This is a genomic window from Lachnotalea glycerini, from assembly GCF_003201285.1.
Classification (GTDB): Bacteria; Bacillota; Clostridia; order Lachnospirales; family Lachnospiraceae; genus Lachnotalea; species Lachnotalea glycerini.
On record NZ_QICS01000005.1, the window covers coordinates 118,218 to 138,615 of the forward strand.

19 protein-coding genes are annotated in these 20,398 nt (G+C 33.9%); 3 read left to right on the forward strand and 16 right to left on the reverse strand.

What is annotated here, in order from left to right; genetic code table 11:
- Nucleotides 1–1,173 carry a CgeB family protein gene (locus C8E03_RS11525; protein WP_094377595.1) on the forward strand — a complete coding sequence of 391 codons (1,173 nt, stop codon included), beginning with the start codon at nucleotides 1–3 and terminating at the stop codon, nucleotides 1,171–1,173.
- On the opposite strand, the gene C8E03_RS11530 is transcribed toward C8E03_RS11525, so the two are convergent.
- The 15 genes from C8E03_RS11530 to flgM form a co-directional block, all read right to left on the reverse strand.
- The gene (locus tag C8E03_RS11530) at nucleotides 1,154–2,779 is read right to left on the reverse strand and encodes a CgeB family protein (protein WP_110291119.1); all 1,626 of its coding nucleotides are present in this window, start codon (nucleotides 2,777–2,779) and stop codon (nucleotides 1,154–1,156) included. The genes C8E03_RS11525 and C8E03_RS11530 overlap by 20 nt on opposite strands.
- A gap of 43 nt (nucleotides 2,780–2,822) precedes the next feature.
- A complete protein-coding gene (locus C8E03_RS11535) occupies nucleotides 2,823–4,673 on the reverse strand; it encodes a motility associated factor glycosyltransferase family protein (RefSeq protein WP_110291120.1) in 1,851 nt (616 codons plus the stop codon).
- Nucleotides 4,666–4,974, reverse strand: coding sequence for a hypothetical protein (locus C8E03_RS11540; protein ID WP_094377592.1), 309 nt, complete (start codon nucleotides 4,972–4,974; stop codon nucleotides 4,666–4,668). Before C8E03_RS11540 ends, C8E03_RS11535 begins: the two co-directional genes overlap by 8 nt.
- Before the next feature lie 155 nt (nucleotides 4,975–5,129).
- Nucleotides 5,130–5,939, reverse strand: a complete 810-nt coding sequence (locus C8E03_RS11545) for a flagellin N-terminal helical domain-containing protein (protein ID WP_094377591.1) — start codon at nucleotides 5,937–5,939, stop codon at nucleotides 5,130–5,132.
- 231 nt (nucleotides 5,940–6,170) lie between these two features.
- Nucleotides 6,171–6,653 carry a hypothetical protein gene (locus tag C8E03_RS11550; protein WP_094377590.1) on the reverse strand — a complete coding sequence of 161 codons (483 nt, stop codon included), beginning with the start codon at nucleotides 6,651–6,653 and terminating at the stop codon, nucleotides 6,171–6,173.
- A gap of 20 nt (nucleotides 6,654–6,673) precedes the next feature.
- The gene (gene fliS, locus C8E03_RS11555) at nucleotides 6,674–7,045 is read right to left on the reverse strand and encodes a flagellar export chaperone FliS (protein WP_094377589.1); all 372 of its coding nucleotides are present in this window, start codon (nucleotides 7,043–7,045) and stop codon (nucleotides 6,674–6,676) included.
- Between the two features lie 19 nt (nucleotides 7,046–7,064).
- Nucleotides 7,065–8,609, reverse strand: coding sequence for a flagellar filament capping protein FliD (gene fliD, locus C8E03_RS11560; protein WP_094377588.1), 1,545 nt, complete (start codon nucleotides 8,607–8,609; stop codon nucleotides 7,065–7,067).
- A gap of 11 nt (nucleotides 8,610–8,620) precedes the next feature.
- The gene (locus C8E03_RS11565; RefSeq protein ID WP_094377587.1) at nucleotides 8,621–9,031 is read right to left on the reverse strand and encodes a flagellar protein FlaG; all 411 of its coding nucleotides are present in this window, start codon (nucleotides 9,029–9,031) and stop codon (nucleotides 8,621–8,623) included.
- Between the two features lie 168 nt (nucleotides 9,032–9,199).
- Nucleotides 9,200–9,418 (reverse strand): carbon storage regulator CsrA, encoded by a 219-nt coding sequence (gene csrA, locus C8E03_RS11570; protein WP_094377586.1) that lies wholly within the window; start codon nucleotides 9,416–9,418, stop codon nucleotides 9,200–9,202.
- Nucleotide 9,419: 1 nt separating this feature from the next.
- The gene (fliW, locus tag C8E03_RS11575; protein WP_094377585.1) at nucleotides 9,420–9,884 is read right to left on the reverse strand and encodes a flagellar assembly protein FliW; all 465 of its coding nucleotides are present in this window, start codon (nucleotides 9,882–9,884) and stop codon (nucleotides 9,420–9,422) included.
- A gap of 151 nt (nucleotides 9,885–10,035) precedes the next feature.
- Nucleotides 10,036–11,778: a flagellin N-terminal helical domain-containing protein gene (locus C8E03_RS11580; protein WP_094377584.1), complete on the reverse strand. Its 1,743-nt coding sequence runs from the start codon at nucleotides 11,776–11,778 to the stop codon at nucleotides 10,036–10,038.
- A 12-nt stretch (nucleotides 11,779–11,790) separates the two neighbouring features.
- Nucleotides 11,791–13,833, reverse strand: coding sequence for a flagellar hook-associated protein FlgK (flgK, locus tag C8E03_RS11585; RefSeq protein ID WP_094377583.1), 2,043 nt, complete (start codon nucleotides 13,831–13,833; stop codon nucleotides 11,791–11,793).
- A 15-nt stretch (nucleotides 13,834–13,848) separates the two neighbouring features.
- On the reverse strand, nucleotides 13,849–15,660 hold the full coding sequence (flgK, locus tag C8E03_RS11590) for a flagellar hook-associated protein FlgK (protein ID WP_110291121.1): 1,812 nt from the start codon (nucleotides 15,658–15,660) through the stop codon (nucleotides 13,849–13,851).
- A 22-nt stretch (nucleotides 15,661–15,682) separates the two neighbouring features.
- Nucleotides 15,683–16,198: a flagellar protein FlgN gene (locus C8E03_RS11595; RefSeq protein ID WP_110291122.1), complete on the reverse strand. Its 516-nt coding sequence runs from the start codon at nucleotides 16,196–16,198 to the stop codon at nucleotides 15,683–15,685.
- An 87-nt stretch (nucleotides 16,199–16,285) separates the two neighbouring features.
- The gene (gene flgM, locus C8E03_RS11600) at nucleotides 16,286–16,564 is read right to left on the reverse strand and encodes a flagellar biosynthesis anti-sigma factor FlgM (protein WP_094377580.1); all 279 of its coding nucleotides are present in this window, start codon (nucleotides 16,562–16,564) and stop codon (nucleotides 16,286–16,288) included.
- Nucleotides 16,565–16,817: 253 nt separating this feature from the next.
- On the opposite strand from flgM, the gene C8E03_RS11605 reads away from it, so the two are divergent.
- Nucleotides 16,818–17,204 (forward strand): BlaI/MecI/CopY family transcriptional regulator, encoded by a 387-nt coding sequence (locus C8E03_RS11605; protein ID WP_094377579.1) that lies wholly within the window; start codon nucleotides 16,818–16,820, stop codon nucleotides 17,202–17,204.
- A 1-nt stretch (nucleotide 17,205) separates the two neighbouring features.
- Nucleotides 17,206–19,002 (forward strand): BlaR1 family beta-lactam sensor/signal transducer, encoded by a 1,797-nt coding sequence (locus tag C8E03_RS11610; protein ID WP_110291162.1) that lies wholly within the window; start codon nucleotides 17,206–17,208, stop codon nucleotides 19,000–19,002.
- 160 nt (nucleotides 19,003–19,162) lie between these two features.
- On the opposite strand, the gene C8E03_RS11615 is transcribed toward C8E03_RS11610, so the two are convergent.
- Nucleotides 19,163–20,350 (reverse strand): DUF6070 family protein, encoded by a 1,188-nt coding sequence (locus tag C8E03_RS11615; RefSeq protein WP_110291123.1) that lies wholly within the window; start codon nucleotides 20,348–20,350, stop codon nucleotides 19,163–19,165.
- Nucleotides 20,351–20,398: the final 48 nt, after the last annotated feature.

Genomic DNA, 20,398 nt, shown 5'->3' on the forward strand with positions numbered 1-20,398 from the left:
ATGAAAATATTATATTTATATCAGCTTGATAGCACAAAAATCGATATTCCTTTTGCCTTATCGGAGTTAGGTCACGAAGTTCATTTTATTGATGCAATGCTTACTGATTCTTTCCAAAACGAATTAATTCAGGAAAAAATTATTCAAGAAGTTCAATCAAATCCATGCGAATGCGTCATTACTTTTAATTTTTATCCTTATGTCTCAAAGGCATGTGAGTTGCTTCACCTGCCTTATGTTGCATGGCTTTTTGACAGTCCCGTTATGTATACCTATACACCTAGCATTCTTAATAGCTGCAACTATATTTTTTGTTTTGATAAAATATTATGTAATGAGCTGATTAAAATCGGAATTCAAAAAGTATTTTATATGCCTCTTGCAGCCAATACCTCTCGTCTTGATTCTTTATCAATGACAGAAGATGAATTCTCAAAATATAATCACGACATTTCTTTTGTTGGAAGATTATTTCAAGATAACAACTTTAATAAATTTTATAATCAAATAAACAGCTCATTTATGGAGTATTTCAATCAACTGTTTCAGCTTCAGTATATGACACCTAATCAAAATATTTTTTATAGTATGTTATCCGAGAAAGCTATCAATTTATTTCAAAAATTGATTCCCAATAATTTACTTGAAGATTATCCGTTGTGTGAAATAAAAAAATGCTATTCTGATATCATGCTTTCCAGAAAATTTACAGAACTGCAACGAACAAATATACTTGATTTAATTTCAAAATATAATACTATTCACATTTATACCGATTCCGATATTTCCATGCTTACTAATGTAGTAAACATGGGAGGAATAGAAAGTATTAGTGAGGCGCCCAAATTATTTTATGCAAGTAAAATCAATCTTAATTTTACTCAGATATCAATTCAGTCTGGTTTACCTTTAAGAGTCTTTGACATCATTGGAACCGGAGGCTTTCTAATCAGTAATGCTCAAAGTGAATTTAACGACCTATTCACTCCTGGTGAAGATGTTATATTATATCATAATCCAGAGGAACTAATCGAACTCATCAACTATTATCTTACTCATGATAAGGAAAGAAAAGAAATAGCTCATAATGGATACGTTCGTATTAAATCCGAACACACATATACAAATCGGCTAGAACAAATACTTCAAATAGTTACTGCTCATTCACTGTAATTAGCAGTAACTTGCATTCGCCTAATTGTAAGCTTTGAACATTATACTCACTATAGCTCTTAAACAGAGTCATATAATCCTCATCAAAATCTACAAGGATTGTATGACCTAATCGCTTCAACTGTGCCATAAGGCATAAAATTTCGTCCACCTTTAGAAATTTTAATATCTCAATCATAATTATAATATCATAATACATATCTGACATATTATCCAATTTATAAATATTTCGATAAATACATTGCTTACTAGTATGATCGATTTGATAAACTATTTCAACCCCATCAACAATATATTCGGGTGTTATACCATCTAATAAGCTTTCATTGTTATATAAAAACAGACCGACATCCAATATGTTGGTAATTTTAATTTGGCTTAGCAGACTCTTTAAGGCTAAATATTGATGTATGCTTTTATGGCTGTTAATCCCATAGCAATTACATTTATTTTTCCATACACTCTGAATTATCTGTTCTAGTCTCTTTTCATATGTATACAACTCTTTTACCTTGTGATATCCATTTTGTGCTATTTTCTTTCGTTCTTCTTCATGCTGCAGATAATATGATATTTTATAAACCAAATCTTCCAAACTTTCGTATACAACTAAATCCACATCAGGAATAAAATATTCATTAATTTCACTCTGGTAATTTGTGATTACAAAGCCCCCGCACCCCATAATATCATATACTCTCAATGGAATTCCCGTTTCGATTGTTTTGATTGTCATATTAATATTAATCTTACTGCATTTAAATATTTTAGGCATGTCGATCCTTGAATCTGCCGGTCCTTTGTTATTAACATAAGGCATACTTTTAGTATCACTAAGGGTATATAAATCGAATTTAAAATTTTTAGCCAGCTTACTTACAACTCTATGTCTTTCTACCTCGGCACACTTCTTTCCGATAAACTCAGTGAGAACGATTTCTCTTTCTGTTACCTGATAGTCTCGTCCAAGAGTATTCCAGCCTGCACACGAACTAAATTCTTTAACCGCCTCATCTGTTATAACATCATTCAAAAAGTTATATCCATATACATTTGTCTGCGCCTCTATGATACCCTCAAAATACCCCCGTAAATAGTCTGGAATTTCTACTTTATCGAAATCATGTTTATCCTCATATAAAGAACCTACAAAGGAAACATCTGTAGAAAATCTTAATCGGTCTTCCTCCGATAGCTTTATAGAATCCCAGTATTTAACATTTGTACCAAGTGGCATATAATAAATTTGAGTTGACTTTTTTCTAAAGCGTTCATACAATTGTCTTTCAAAAATAAATATATAATTACAGTCATTACTTATTGTTTCAGAATTAAAATAAAACCAAGGACTGTCAACAGTCCAGGATATGTATTTTATATGGTGAACCTTGCACACTCTTGAGATGATAGGTATATAATTAATTGAAAATAAGCAATCATATCTGCATTTTAATAATTCATTTGATACTATATTCAAATAGTCTGCATCATAATCCTTATTTTTTATCTTGGCCTTTAAAACATCTATCTCATGCCCCATATATCTTAAACTAATCTCTAAATCTGCTTCACAAATATTTCCCCATGAGCAAAATAATATTCTCATCTTAGAATTCCCTTTCCAAGTAAACTTATTAATAAAACTCTAATTATTCTACTGCTTGTTTCACCTGTGGAATAATGGTCTCTAAAGCCTGTCTCAAAGAATCCATCATAACTATTCCCCGCTTAGCTACTTCTAGCGCATCCTCTGTTGCATCGTCAGCAGAAATGCCTAAATTGCTAAGTGCAATATATTCAATTGCTTTCAACTTATGTTGAGCAACCTTATATGTCTTTGTTATTTCAATTTTATCTGTAATTTCACCAATCTCCTTACTTATCTTCAACAGTTTTTTCCTATCCGGCTTTTCAGTTTCCAGCTCAAGAATCAACTCTTTATACAATTGAAATCCCTTATCAGCATCTTCTGATAAAGTTTCAAATTGCTTTGGAATATCACGAATCAGCTTTGATAGTTCTCTTCTTTTCTCCTGATTTAGTAGGGGCGGTATATTCTTCATATATTCTTCCATATTGAATTCAATTGTACACTTTGCATCAATTGCTTCTTTCAGACTTAATATCCGACTTCCGTGGATTTTGGCTCCGCCTTCTGTGGCATCAATTGTATCAATTTCCTCGTGTAGTGAAATTTCAGTTTCAAACCAATCTAAATATATTTTAAAATCCTTAGACGTAGTAATCTTCTCTCCGTTAACATCTTCTACTTGTATAAAAATACTATCGTTATTCATATTATCATAGAAGCTATTCCCCAGTCCTTTTTCATAATGCCTTTCATTATTGGTATATGCCAAATCCTGACCTACCAATATAATCGTTCGAAATCCCATTGCCATTGCCATTGCATAGGCATTCGTAGCCACCGAACTTCCTCCGCTCCAATAGCGATATGTAAATCCCATTTTGTTAAATATTTCATCGCCGAATCCAAAGGTATCATTCATAAAAATTTTTTTGCCCTTATGCTTTTCCAAAATAACATTTTGAGAAGTCTCAAAACAAACCATAGGAATTAAATCCGTTCTTGGATCTTCAAACTTCTTGGGATTTTTATTAGAATCTATGGTTACTATGACATCAGGAATAATACTTTCTTCAAATAAACCTTTTAAAGCAGTATCCGTTCCTATGAGAAAGGCTTTATTCTTAACTCTTTTCAATTCTTTAATATTTTTTTTCAACGATGGTCCTGCACTAACTATGATCGCCGGAAAGTCATTTGGAATTGAAGTTCCTACTACTTTTTGAATCTGCTCTAAAATAGAGGAATCAGGAAGAAACTTTAAATTGTATATACTGTTCCGATAATATGCTTCCGATAACCTTATATCAGAATTTGTATAGGCTTCGAGAACCTCAATACCCCTTTTTACCTTTTGTAGATACCTCTTTCCTGCTTCTTTAAAGCATTCAAAGTAGTTAGGATGACATAAATATTTACAAACCGATAAATTGCTATATGTAGTAAAGGTTTGAAAATAGGCATCAAAATAATTATCATTTATTCCATCTATCGAAATATATACTCTTTCATCTAGAAATGATAAATCTATTTCTTTCATCACCTTTAAAAATATCTGAATACTAGGTTCATATATAATAAATATGACAGATTGATATGATCTGTCCATAATTTCTTTCAAATATAATCCATTTCCCATTCCAAACATGCAAATCACTGCCGTACTTTCTATTTTTCCTAATGTGTCTGCCCATTCCTTAACTGCATTCTTTGCCTGATATTTACTATTAAAATACCACTCGAATTGATTTATAAATGCTTTTACTATCTTAATATTATCTACTGATAGTTCCGTTTCCACATTTTCGACTTCATAACTTTCTAAATCATATTTCACTAATTCATCATATAATAATTTATCACAATTTTTTATTACTTCCAAGTTTTCTATTAATAAGTTATTATCATTCAAATGTTTCACCTATACTTTCTAAATATTCTTCCAATATAGATTTAATTTCAAACCTAACAATATCCATTGTTCCGATACTATCTCCTACTTCAGTAGCACCTAATAATTTCTCTGTCCTTTCTAAAATGACAGGACTGATTTTCAATCCTGCTTCTATTATAATAGGAAACGAATCATTTAGTCTATGAATTAATTGTGCGCTTTTTGATCTAATCTGATTCCTGTCTTCAATTAATGCAGCATTGTATATTTCATCCGTTAATGTAATACATTCCTGTAATAATACCTTTAGTTCTTTCATAACATCTCCTAACAATTAACTTATTTGCTTAATATGCATTTTGCTTAATTAATTATTATAAGTATAATCTTATCACACTTTATAACAAGACCTTTCCTATAATTGAATAAAGCTGACCGTAAGGTCAGCTTTAAATTCTTTCATTCAGCTAAATACTATTGAAGAAGTGATAATACACCCTGAGTCTGAGAATTAGCTTGAGCTAACATAGACTGTCCAGCTTGCATAAGAATATTATTCTTGCTGTATTTAACCATTTCAGAAGCCATATCAACGTCTCTGATTCTTGATTCAGCAGCCTGAGTATTTTCAGATGAAGAATCTAAGTTAGAGATAGTGTACTCTAATCTGTTCTGAAGAGCACCAAGAGCTGAACGCTGTTTTGATACAGTGTTGATAGCCTCTTGAACTTTAGTAATAGCACTATTTGCTTTAGCATGGCTTGACATTGACAATCCATTAACTTTAAGAGAAGAAGCTGTTACTTTTGAAAGAGCTAAACCGATGCTCTGTCCATTGTTAGCACCAATCTGTAATGATAAAGTCTTGCTTGATGTAAATAAGTTCATCTTGTTGAACTGAGTTGAAGAAGCAATTCTAGTTACTTCTGATGCTAATGCATCAATTTCATCCTGAATAGCATCTCTATCGATTGATTGGTTAGTATCATTAGCTGCTTTAACTGATAATTCGTTCATTCTCTGTAACATTGAATGAATTTCACTAAGAGCTCCCTCAGCTGTCTGAATTAAAGAAATTCCGTCTTCAGCGTTATCAGATGCCTGATCAAGTCCTCTAATCTGACTTCTCATTTTTTCTGAAATTGAAAGACCAGCTGCATCATCACCAGCACGGTTAATTTTGTAACCTGATGATAATTTCTCTGTTGATTTTGCAAGAGCACCTGTAGTGATGCCTAACTGTCTGTTAGTGTTAGCTGCTGACATATTGTGTTGTACTACCATAGTTAATTCCTCCTTGAATTTGCTGCAACATCCATGTTGCATTTATTTTTTATTTTGTAAATCACTTATAAGGTTAAGTAATAACCTAAAGTGATAATACACCTTGTAGTGTGACATGGTCAAGAGTTTCTTGTCAAAAATTATATAAATTTAAGATTTATAATCCCTTTTTGTTTTACAATAAGTATATCGGATAATATTTGCATATACTTTATAACAAATTATGAATTTTTATTTTTTTTTATCCAAAAAATGTGGAGGCATATAGTTGATTTTCTGCATCGTATTGTAATATGTATTTGCAATCTTTCTATTATCTCTGAAATTTTTCACCTCTCGTTTGAGTAATGAAAATTGTTGAGCAATTATCTGCCTGTTTTTTTCTTCACCGTTCTGAATCTCAACGCTCTTATCAGTTATTATACTAATCAGCTTCTGCATTTCTTTTATTTCTTCTTTATGACAATCAGCATTGTTAATTATTTCTTCTTGGATACGATTGTACAAAGCTTGAAATCCATTATCTAATAAGTTTAGCTCATCAATTAGCAGTTGCTTTTTATCAATACAGGCTTCGTATGCAACCATATTCTTTTTGATATCTACAATGATTTCTGCTTGTTCTTTATTTGCAACAATTAAGTCTTCCAAAATCATTACTTTTTTTCGCAAACTGTCAATCATGACCTTTATATAATTAACATTCTGTTCCATCAGACACCTCCATTATAAGTCTACTTTGATAGTCTTATAACTTCTTTCCATGTTTCTTTCATAGTTCTTAGATGTTCTAATACTTCTTCAAGAATAGCTTTATCCTTTTGCATATTAGCATCCGATAACCTTTGCGTAATATACACATAGACATTTTCGAAATCCTGAGCTACCGGATAGTCAAAATTTAAGGTTGCTCTAAGTTCTGTCACAATTGCGCGGCATTTTTTAATATTGTCATTTGCTTTTTCAATATTATTTTGTTCAATTCCTAACAGTGCTATATTGCAAAATTTAATTGCTCCTTCATATAGCATTAATGTTAATTCTCCAGGTGTTGCTGTCAATACCTGATTATTTTTGTAAGTTGCATAAGCATTTGGTAAAGCCATAACATTTTCCTCCTAAGAATCAGCTTCCTAACATACTTAAAAGTGATGAACTGCTTGATTGTAATTTAGCCAACGCCGTTTCCATCGCTGAAAATTGGTCATAATATTTGTTTTCCATCGTTGTAAATTTATCTTCTAACTCATCAATTTTATCTTCATAATCATCAATCTGGCTTGCCATAGTCTTGTCTTCATATACATGGTAAACACTCTTGATACCCTCTACGGATTTCATGTTTTTATCAATTTTGTCATATAAGCCTTTTGACAAAGAGGTAAAAAAGCTGATTACCGTATCAGGATCTGAGACAATTGCAGTCATCAGTTTATCTTTCTCCGTAGACACTGTGGTGTCATCAGTATTGCCGTCAAGGTGATAAGCACTTCGCTCATTTTCTTCTGTTGTAAAATACTCTCCTGTAGAAATACCAAAGCTTGCTAAGCTATATGTCTTACCATCTATTTCATATGTTTCAGTCATAGCGTTCTTCATTGCATTGGAAACACTTCCCAAAGTACTGTCTCTTCTTAATAAGGCATCCTTAATTTTCGTCTCCCACTTCTCAATTTGAGTATCTGTCATTGAATCCTTTTCATCATCAGTAAGAGGATCATACCCTTTTGCGCTATCTGCATTATAAAGACTATCCATCTCGTTAATCAAAGTATTATATTCAGACAAGAAGCTTTTAACTGTATCATAGATTCCCTGATAATCCATTGAAGTCGAAATTGAGACTGTGTCATAGATTGTATTTCCAGACGAGTCAGTGCTTGTTCCAGTTAACTCTTTTGCCACAATATTCAAGCCATTGATACTAAAAGCATTGCTAGTTGATGTAAATGTTGCACCATTTAATAAAATCTCTGAATCCTGCCCATCTATTTTAGTTGCTCCACCCTCTATTTCTGTATTAAGCCCCAGTGCTGTTAACGCATTCGTTCCATCTGAATCAGATGCCGTAATGGTAAAATCAGACGCTGCTCCACTTGATTTTGAACTAACAAAAATGCGGCTGTTGGTTGAGTCAAAGCTTGCATTTACTCCCGCTGATTTTAACTGGGTTATTACATCACTTATCGTAGTAGAACTGTTAATGGTAATCGATGTAGCGGCCCCAGAACCAACCGATACCTGAAAGCTTGTATCACCAGTAGCCGAATACCCTGTCAATTGGCTCATAGTAGAACTTGAAGAAAGCGTAGTTGAATCTGAAGTTGACAACACACTTCCCGTTAAATATCCTGGTTTTGCTAATTTTTTCACTGCCAATTCCTGCGTACCGTCAACTGCCGAACTGTCTGCTGTAATTGTAGCAACAGTAGAATCCGAAATCGTTGTAGATTTTTTATTGTATTTATCTGTAAATCGCATTTCGTTAAGAGTACCTGTATACAAAGAATAAATCTTAGAGTTCAATGTACTCCATGCATCTACTTTCCACTCCAATTTTGTTTTCTTCTTTTCAATCGTTTCTATTTTAGTACGCTGTGCTTTCATAAGCTGAGATATAATTGAATCAGTATCCATGTTTGAATACATACCCGTCATTCTAATGGTCATACTTTTCCCTCCTAAAGCTTTTCATCCACTAAAATCCCCGCAAATTCCCATATTTTTGCGAGCATCTCCAATGTTTTTTCTGGTGGAATTTCTTTGATTACTTCCTTAGTATCTTTATCCACAATTTTAATTGTTACCCTGTTTGTCTCATCATGAATTCCAAAAATAGCCTGCGTATTTTTGTTTAACTTACTGTTAATCTCACTGATAGACTTTTTCATATCATTGTTGGTTGCATTTTTAAAATTATTTACCTTACTATTATCTTCAGCTGTATAACTATCTTTATCTTCTGCCGTGGCAGAAACTGACTTGATAGCTGTTTCTTCTGCTTTATCATTTGTTGTTGGCTGAATTGGTTTGATGCTCACCTTGGTATTACTTCCTTGATAACCATTGTTGCTTACCGCATCTAGTTCCATAAAATCACCTCCATGTGACTTATCCTAAGCAGACAATAAAAACTGCTTTATTACTGGCTCATAGCTGACAACTTTAAATATTCAATTATAACATTAAATGCTAATTACTAATATTATCGGCATTTTTGATATATTCTTAATAGCAAACATATATTTTATTTATTTCTTCTATTTCAACAATTCATTCAATGCTTCCAGTCCTTCAACTGTAACAGCTTTACGGTTCTCCTCTTGAATCTGTAAATATAATTCTTTCCGGTAAATTGTTACATCTTTTGGTGCTGAAATTCCTACTTTTACTTGATCCCCTTTTATTTCTAAAATGGTAATTTCAATATTGTTATTTATTACAATTGCCTCATTTTTTTTCCTGGAAAGGGCAAGCATATTATTCACCCGCCTTTTCTTGTTTTGACTTAAGGATGTCATAAACCGGGTATTTTACTAGATATTCTTCATTCTCAACAACTATTTGACATGCTTTTCTGGTAATTGCATTAATCACAATCGGAGCTTTTAGATTAACTGTCATATTTTTTACTTCTGCCGGAATCGTCATTGTTACCAAAACAAGCATCTCCTGTGGATCTAAGTCGCCAAGAGGTTTCATCAGTTCATCATTTACTGTTGGGTTATAATCCATCCTAACCAAAAGAGGGTTAATAACCGGAATTGCAAACCCAGGTTCTTCGATTGATTGCAGCCAAGAAATCTTAGCTTTATCTCCCTTTTCTTCATCATATATAATTAAATAATTTTTCATATCAGGAAATCCTATAATTCCGTTTTCAAAATGAATGGTTTTTTCATTATCAACCGCTATATTTCCAAATAATTTTGTCTGTATTGTCATTTCTATTCTCCTTTTTCAAGAATCAATTTTATGCACAACTTTACATTTTTATGTTGCTTACAAATATTATAGCATTTCATCATAAAAAGATGAAATGCTTTTTTCGTTATATGAAAATCGGCATGAATTATATATAAACCATTACGATTTTTTATAGAAAATCCAGCAATGAATGTGTAATTATTTTACTTGACGCTGTAAGTGCTGCATCATAAGCTAAACTGGCCGATTCCTGTTCAATTAAAACGTCAGATAATTCAACCCCTATATTTTCTTCTGATAATGTCTTTAAATTGGTTAACTGATTGGATGCTCTTTCCTTAGTTAATGACAGACGGCTTATCTTACTTCCTACCTCTGTAACGGCACTTGAAATATCATTAACATATCCCTTAAAATTAGTAATACTTTGCTCTGCTAACTGTTGAAGCTTATTTTCAGCATATGTCTGCTCCTTTTCACATGCCTCAATCATTGATTCTATGTATTCCGTCTGATCACTGTATTGGGAATCCGTAAGCATTGACTCAAGTTTTTCCATCTTTGTATCTGCTGCTATCGCACTCTCTAACGCAGAAATCAAATCATCCACATCTCTTCCGATTGATTGATCAAATACATCCTTACCCTCTGTATTAACAGTAAGCGTCTGATTAAAATTAACGATATAATCTATCTCTTGCGATTCGTTTTGATTAACATATTCAGCCCCGGTGACTAAATTCGTGCAATCAAAATAATGCTCCGGCCTTAATTCACCTTTATCAAATCCTGTTTTTTCATACGTAAAGCTAATCGAATCATCTCCGGCATTTTGAAATGCCTGGTAAACGCCGGATCCCAATATTAGTTCTCCTGTTTCTTTAATAAATGTAATTTGCTCTGCTGATGTATTCAGGTATGCTGCGTCACTTCCTCCGGTATCCTCTAATGATACCGCATTTACTGTAACTGTTTTGGATGCTGTGACTGTATTACCATCCACGGAGTAATCAAATGTTCCTACCGTCGTTCCACCTGAGTCCAGTATTGATATCGTACCTGTTGAGCTGTCAACTGTGGTGCTATAGCTTCCCCCTGACGAATCGGTTCCATCTATAGACGCAGTTACTACACCACTCGCAGCATCTAAGCTAACACTGGCTTTCACATATCCTGTTGTAGAACCAGACATTGCAACAGTCAGATTTGTATTTAATTTTCCTGATGCGGTATAGGTTACATTCTGTGCTGTAGTATCGGAATTCTCACTCAAATCACCATATGACAATCTCAAACGGTATACAGAATTATTCTTAACGGTATTTGTATCATATTCCGTATCTGTATTATTTAAGATATCGCTTGAATTTACATCAATACATCCAGATACATAGTCAATACTCTCTACATCAGAACCTGAGAAGCATTCCGTTATTCGATAGCTTGCCGTTGTATCAGCTTCTGAAAAGGCTAGCTCCATATTTGTTTTGTACCCTGTTAAAATACTTCTTCCAGAAATATCCGCATTGCCTTCATCATAAATTTGCTCTCTCAGAGACTGATATTCTGCCAGCAAATCTTTCTTTTCAGATAAAGAATATTGGTTAGAGGATAGCTTTGTAGCAATTTCAAGAATTGATGAGGTACAAGTTTTCATATTCCCAAGGGCAGTCTGGGTTGCGTCCAGCCAACTCTCAGCATCCGGAATATTTTTAGAATAATACTGATTTAAGGTAGTGATACTGTTTTTTAACCTGAGTGCTCGAATTGCAACAATTGGATCCTCTGATGCTCTTGTAATCTTTTGTTGTGTTGCTACTTGTGTTGATATTTTATCAAGCAATGTTTTATTAGTATTAACATTATCCAATGAATTATTGGTCATAATCTTATTTGTTATTCTAATTCCCATTCTTTATGCCTCCTACACTCCGGTTTCATTAATTAGTTTGTCATACATCTCTTGTAAAACTGAAACCAACTTACATGATAAATCATATGCATTTTGAAATTTAACAAGATTAACTGCTTCTTCATCATTGTCAACTCCAGAAACAGACAATCTTTGATTTGTAATTGTTTTCAAAAGTGTACTAAATTTTGTTGAAAATGTAGATGCTTTTTCCGCATCCACAGAACTGTCGGAAACAAGGCAAACCAAAAATTGAGATGCAGTTCCTCCTCTAAAGGAAAGTTGACTGGTATCGCTTTGTATACTATATAAACTATTTAAAACATCGGCTGAACTAGTTAATGAAGTATTTGTTGTTGTTCCCAACAAATTAGGATCTGACAGCAACTTACTAGATACCTTTAAGTTTCCTGCTGTCAACTGATTATAACTATCTGTACTATTTGTTTTAGTAAGGGAATAAGTATCCGCATTCTTACCAACCAAGGAAGTAGATAGGCTGCCGCTTATTTGATAGGAATAAATATTTGTTGCTGAATCATAGGTATAGCTATCATAATCATATTCCACTCCATTAATATAAATACTGCCTGATTGAGCCGGTGTTGCTGTTTCTCCGCTGTCCGCAGCCACTTTTACTGTAGATGTACCACTTGACTCTGTTATTTCAGTAACAGCACCTGAAACAGCAAAATCATATTCTGCTCCTGTTACTGACGTACCTGTAAATAAAATACCTCCAATATCACCTGATGAGTTAAAGCCAGTCACCAATATATTATTTACTGACTCTGCAAAAGTTCTAGCAAATTCATTAATTTGAGACATATAATATGGTACTCCACAATAATCAACACTGGAACCAATTTTTGCATTTGTTCCAACCAAGGAAGCAGTAACCGCTGAATTATCACTGGTAATATTGAACGTATATTCATACTTATCGGTTGTAGAATTATAAGCTGCTGTGTATGAATCATAGGTATACTGCTTATTGCCCAGTGTAATCGTTCCTGCAGCATTTAAATTCATCTGATTTAAGTTATCATAAGTTGTGCTTGATATTGTAACCAAAGTATTGTTTGCATCTACTGATGTTACATTCGTAATGCTTCCAGAAAAATTATTTGAATTATTACCATCTCTTACCTCAATTAAAGCCCTTAATTTTCCACTCACATTAGAACTTGCTGCGCTGAACTTATTTCCATTTGTCCACTGCACATCATATAAACCATCTACATCTGACTGATTCACTTTCTCTGTACGTGCAACACATTCTAATTGATTATAGCTGCTGCTGTCAACCAGCTTTTGACCAACTATAGTTACTGTATAATTGGTAGCGGCAGAATCTTCGCCTTCTGAATTCTTAATTGAAACCTCTGTTACCTCGACGGGTACAATTTCCGACAGTTCGTCCACCAAAAGGGCCCTTTGATCTTTTAATTCATTTGCATTTCCGCCTGCTAGTAATGATGTATTGATCTGAGCATTCAACTGATAAATTTGCTGCGCTATACTGTTTATTTTATCCGTATAAGTTTTTATTTCTTCATTTGAATCTTCTTGTACTTTCTCAAAACTAGTTGATAAGGCATTGAAGTAATCGGCAAAGCTTTGAGCATCATTGACAAATTGCGTTAAGCTAGATGTATCCAAAGAATCACCAGCAGCTGTATTTAATGAATTAAAAAAAGTATTGAAAGCTGTCAGGTAGCCAGATGTTGTAGTGGACTCATTCAATATGTATTCTATCTGCTCCATATAATAATCTTTTGTCTCATATTCGCCTACTGCTGTATTTGTACTCCAATACTTAGCATCATAATAGCTGTCTCTAAGCTGTTCAATTGAAGTTGTTTGTACACCTGTTCCAATTTGACCATAGGTTGTGTAAGCTCTTAATGCTTCTGATGCAGATTGTACAGCATTCTGTCTTGTATATCCTGTAGTTTCTACATTGGCTATATTGTTACCAGTGACATTGATAGCCGTTTGATATGTATAAAGGCCGGATGTTGCAATTGTTAAACCTAAAAATGTTGATGGCATTATCTTTCCCCCCTATCAGCTTCTTCCTAATGAAGTAATTATAGTTTCAAGCATTTCACTTACAACATTGATGTAACGTGAACATGCATTATAAGCATTTTGATATCGCAGCATATTGCTTAATTCCTCATCTGATGAAACACCAATCACCATCTGCCTATCATCATCGAGTCCTGATACCGTGCTGGCCTGTGAATCAGAATAGCCTTTATATAAATACCCCATATTGCCTACTTCATCTACTAATTTTGAATAATAATCCTGAAATGAAGATTTTGCAGTTGAATTTGGATTTAGAGCAACTGACTTATCTGTCCATGCGCTATAAAGTGCTAAACCCTTTTCATAATCTACTGCACCATTTGAAGTATACAGTGGTAGTTTTTCTACATTATCTGTAATTGTAGAATTTACTTTCAAATTTTCCGTTGTGTACATTGAGTTAATGTCAGTTGTATCTTCTTCATTATATATATAGCTAGTATGAACCTCTCCGCTTGTATCTGTATAAGTATATTTTGTATATCTGTCTGTTGCCCCTCTTGAAAATAACTCTGTTCCAATTGTACCATCTGCTGATTGTCCACAATTATCTACATCAAGACAGGTATACGTTTCTCCTGCTGTCAGCGTATTGCCATTTTTGTCCGTCCATGTTTCGCCTGTTGCTACAGTCATTGTAGTATTGGGACACAAAATATCGTTAATTTTAGTAACAACGCTATGAATCAGTTGATCAAATTCAGCAAGTGTATTCATCATACCGGATAAAGAAGTGTTATTGTCATAATAATTCTTAGCCGCTGAATAAGCCGACTTTCCATCCGTATAAGTGGTTCCGTCAATTGTCCAGCTTCCCGTTGTCCAGTTTCCTGATGAATCCTGATAATCTTCAGCTACAGGTATATCAGAATAATCTGCTGTATCTGAACCTCTTTGAACCAAGAGAGCCTTTAATTTACCGACATTTGTATTCTTCTCAGTAGAAATCTCTACATTCATGTTGTATACATTTTTGTCCTTATAGTCTGGCCATGTAGGTGTTATAAATCCAGTCGTATCATCGATTGTATATCCCATTTCATTCACGCTGGTCGTTGTAACTAACGGAACACCTTCCGCACTAACCGTAACCACGCCATTGGAATTCTCAGAATAAGTAATATTAATTAATCCAGCAAGCTCGTCTAACGCCGAGTTTCGGCTATCTCGCAAATCATTTGCGTTTTCAACTCCCCCGGCCTCTACCAATTCAATTTTCTGGTTCAATTCATTAATGGTGTTGGCCAATTCATTGATATCATCAATCGTATCTGCCACCTGGTCATTCAAACTATTTTGATATTCTTTTAATAAAGAATATACATTTTGTGCATCCTCAATAAATTCAGAAGCTCTTTGCTTTAAAAGAGTTTGAACAGAAGTATCCGATGGATCAGTTGAAAGTGAATTAAATACATCACTTAATTTATCTAAGGAATCGCTAAATTCAGAGCCTCCTAAGGTTCCCAATATCGATTCAATTTCATAATAAGTATTGTAAGTCACATCATAGTAATTAGACCGTCCTGATTCCAATCGATAGGACTGATCTAAAAAAATATCTCTTACCTGCCTGACCTGAGCTACTGTCGAACCGATGCCGACTTGTTGTAAGCTTACAGCGCCATATTTGATTGTATTATATAATGTATCCGACTGCACTACCTGCTGCCTTACATAACCGTCTGTTCCTATATTGGCTAAATTATGTGCAGTTGTATTTAATGCATTCTGGCTTGTCTGTAATCCAGATACTCCAATATATAGGCTGCCCATTCCACCCATTTTCTCACCTCTTTATACTTTCTTATTGTTTGGCATCAAATCCGCTTGTATTAATAAGTACATCTCCAGTGCTGTAGGCATCCTTGCCATAATTAGCTGTTTCTGGTGCTTTTTTCATGCTCTGAATTAAATTTATTTCAAAACCAATCATTTCTAATGAATGCTCCAAAAGCATTTTGTTATTCTCATTAATTGCTTCCATTTTCTTTACCGTAGAACTTAAATTATCATGTACCGTTGCAAGCTTATATTGGTCATTTGGCTGACCCTTTAGTATACGAATTAAATTTTTTAAATGAAGTGTTGTAACATCCTTGTTCAATACAATAGCTACATCATTAATAATTTCTACACGTTTTTTTTCTAATTGATTGATTACATCAATAATTGGCTGTTCTTTATCGACAATTTCCTGTAGCTTAACAATATCTCCTTCTACAATAATTGTTGTTTTTTCTTCAGATAATACGACCAGCTTTTCATATTCTTTGTTTTCTCTTTCCAAAACATCTATCAGATTTTCTATCAAACTTGCCACGTGTCATCCTCATTTCCATTATTGAAAATATTATTTGTTTATTTATAGCTTTATATGGCTGGCTATATAACCGTTAACACAATTATCCTAAAGCATTAGCTTATTGTAGCTCTCAATTACTTTATTTGCAAAATCATCAGCACTGACCTCGTATTCCCCTGATTGAATCTCTGCTTTATATTTAGCAACCAAATCCTCTCGAACATCATCTGTCTGTGCAACGGCATTTTTGGCAATCTGATAATCCCGAGCCTGCTGAGATATTTCTAATTTATCATTCTGACTAGCTTTCATATTCTGTTTTATATTATTTGCTTTTTCCGTATTGTATACTTGACTTATTTGATTGTACGCTTCTATTCTCATATTAACACTCCTTTCTGCATTTCAAATAATTCTTACTAAGATTATCGGCTATTTGGTGTGAGACTTTAGTATATTTATAAAATTAATTTAATAAATTAAGATAATCGTTTCATTAACCTCTTACCATCAAGTCTAGATAACACTAATAAATATTTTCTACGTCTTCTTATATAGTCTTATATTTCATTGACAGGAAAAATATAAAAAGCTATAATACTTATATTACAACCGTAAGATTAAGGAGGTACTAAATTTGAAAGATTTGCCACAAATTTCTGAAGCTGAATTTGAAGTTATGAAGATCGTATGGAACTATGCTCCAATTAGTACTAATGAAATAACAAATTATTTAACCAAACAAACGACTTGGAGCCCCAAGACCATACAAACCCTGATAAAACGTCTTGTTACCAAAGGTGCTCTTGCTTATGAAAAACACAGCCGAGTATTTGTATACACCCCATTAGTGAAAGAAAGTGATTATCTCAGTCAGGAAAGCAATTCTTTTTTAGATCGATTTTATAATGGTGATATAGCTGCCATGCTATCTTCCTATATCGAAAACGACAAACTGTCTGAACTGGAAATAGACAATCTCCGCTCTATTCTCTCAAAGAGACCTAAAAATGGAGGGAATTAATGTGGAAAATTTCGCTATTCGTTTTCTTATCAGTAATCTTTTTGTTTCTATTATCATCGGAATACTTCTGTCCGCCAAGCTTATTTTTAAAAAGAACCTTTCCAACCGAATGCAATATAACTTGTGGTTCGTTTTTCTTACTATTCTTGTTGTACCATTTTTACCAATTCGCTTAGTCGGGTTTTTGCAAATTTTATCTTGGATTGAAAACTTAGGAAGTCCAACCACTTTTGATAATAAAATAATCACTCAGCCAACCATACTCCTTAACGCTCCCGACACAACAAACTGGGTAAATGACTTTACCCTATCAGTTAGTAGAAAAGCCCCATCAATTGTCTGGCTTTTCCTTTTGGGTATATGGGCAGTCGGAATATTTATTACATTTATACTAATAATAAAATCTTACTTGCTTCTACATCAATTAAAGAAATCCTCGCTCCCTTTGCAAAATAGGGAAGTCTGGAAATTATATACACAATGTTTAAGAGAAATGAATGTAAAAAAAGAGATTCCAATTTACAGTACTGCATTTTTGAAATCACCTATAATAGTTGGACTTTTTAAACCAAGCATCTATTTACCGATACACTTAATTTCTGACTATAATATCACAGAAATGCGTTATATGTTACTTCATGAACTACAACACTATCGCTACAAAGACGCTCTGGCAAATCATCTAATGAATTTGGCAGGTGTAATTTACTGGTTCAATCCATTTGTCTGGTACGCATTAAAGGAAATGCGCAATGACCGTGAGGTTGCCTGCGATACCTCTGTTTTAGAGATGATAAGCGAAAATGAATACGAAGCTTACGGAAACACACTGATTGATTTTGCAGAAAAAGTTTCTCTCCTCCCATTCCCATTTGCTAGCGGCATCGGCGGAAACTTGAAGCAAATGAAGCAACGAATCCTAAATATTGCATCCTATGAGACTCCTTCTTTCCGTAAGAAATTGAAAGGTATCGCATCCTTTAGCCTGATTGCTCTCCTGCTCATTAGTCTTACCCCTGTTCTTTCTATTTATGCCTGCACGGAAAACCATTATCAGTGGGAGACAAAAAATGAAACGATTACCAGCACTGATCTATCTTCATACTATAAAGGATACGATGGAAGTTTTGTCTTATACGATTTAGAAAATAATGTCTGGGAAATTTACAACAAAGATTACGCTACCCTTCGGTCAGCTCCTAATTCCACTTACAAAATATTTATCGCATTGTTTGGATTAGAAACTGGTATCATTACGAGGGAGCAGTCGCAGATGAAATGGAATCAAGAAATTTATCCATTTGAAACGTGGAATACTGATCAGGATTTGAACTCAGCAATGAAAAACTCTGTTAACTGGTATTTCCAGTCTATTAACTCACAAATTGGCTTTCAGACAGTCAAAAAATACATCCAAGAAATCGGATATGGGAATCAGGATATTAATGGGGATTTTTCGTCTTACTGGATGGAATCCTCTTTGAAAATTTCTCCGATTGAGCAGGTTAACCTATTAAAAAAACTATACCGAAATGATTTTGGATTTTCTACAGAAAATGTTCAGGCATTGAAAGACGCCATCTGTTTATCCTCCTCTACACAAGGTTCCATCTATGGTAAAACAGGAACCGGCCAGGTAAATGGTCAGAACATTAACGGATGGTTTATTGGTTATATTGAGTTATCTGGTCATACATACTTTTTTTCAACAAATATACAGGCAGAGTCGGATGCTACTGGAAGTAAAGCATACGAAATAGCACTATCCATATTATCTGATCTGCAAATTTGGAATTAACTATTATAAGAGGCACTCCTTGAATTTGAACTGCCCCCATAAAATAGATTTTTAAGTCTAACTTATTGGGTGCACCTCAATTTTCATTGATTGAGTGCCTTTTGTTATTATAATTGCAACTAATATTAGGAAAAAGAATATGCTCTCATTTCAATACCCCCTATTGCTCCTCCCATTCCTCATCTGTAAACTTTTCTGTGTACCATGTGGGTTCCACATTTTTCTCTGATTGAATTACACGATTTGAGACATACTGTAATTTCCCATCTTCTAATGGTCTTATTACAACCTCATGACAAAAAGCTTCCGCCAGATGTTCTTCCGGCCAGACAACATTTACAGTAAGCTTAATTGTTCCATCCTCATTTTCTTGATATGAAATTACTTCGGGATATGGAATATTAGGGGTACATGCACAGTCGTAAAATCCTCTCGTTCTATATTCGTAAACTTGATTCTGTTTTAAATACCTCGTCTTAGCTTGTAATGCATCACTGTCTATTTCAAAATATGACTGGATGACTTTTTCAAACTCGTCCTTAGGCACATGATATATTTCTCCTTCTAAAGATTTCACATAAGGTGTAGGGTTTTTATACACATAAGGATACAAGATGTCAAAAAGATCATAAAAATTAAGTGTATCAAAATTATCTTCACTCCAATTTAAAATGAACATATTGTTTGAGCCATAACCAATTGGAAGAATATATTGTCGATTCAGTTCCCTGCATTTTTCATCTAATGATTTCACACGAACAGCCGTATAGCCAGGGGCTCCATCATACCCTGGCGGGAAGTATTCTTCAAAAAACAAATACCCATTTTCAGAATAAACCCAATCATATGCCTCATAACAGTCTTTGTAACTAACAATTGGAATGCCATCCTCCCAATTTAAAACACTCCTGGTGACATATACCTTCCCTTCAGAGGTTTCCAAATCAAAGCGTATAAACCCCCCACTTTCTATAATAGAAAAAAAAGTTGCCTCTCCCTCTTGCTTATCTTCAACCTTCTTGATAAACTGCTCTATCAACTCTGGATGAAGCATATTAATCTGATTCTGATTTTCCGTGTCTATTGCAGCGTACCCATATTCTCCAAGTCGATTTGCGATATTCTGAACAACACCCAGGCTGCCCAATTTATTCTCGTTCACAGCTTTCTCATAAATATCTTGATAGAGCATTGCAATCTTTTTTGACTCTTCATCTATATTCTGCTCTAAAGTCGTTGCATTAATTTCACTCGCCTCTGCAGGTTGGATATTTTGAGAGCTTCTACTACATCCTGAGATTCCGAACAAAATTAAAATAAGTACAGTCAATAATTCTCTTCTTCTCATCTGTCACCTCCCTTAACTTGTAAGGATTTAAAGAAAATTTCTACTCTG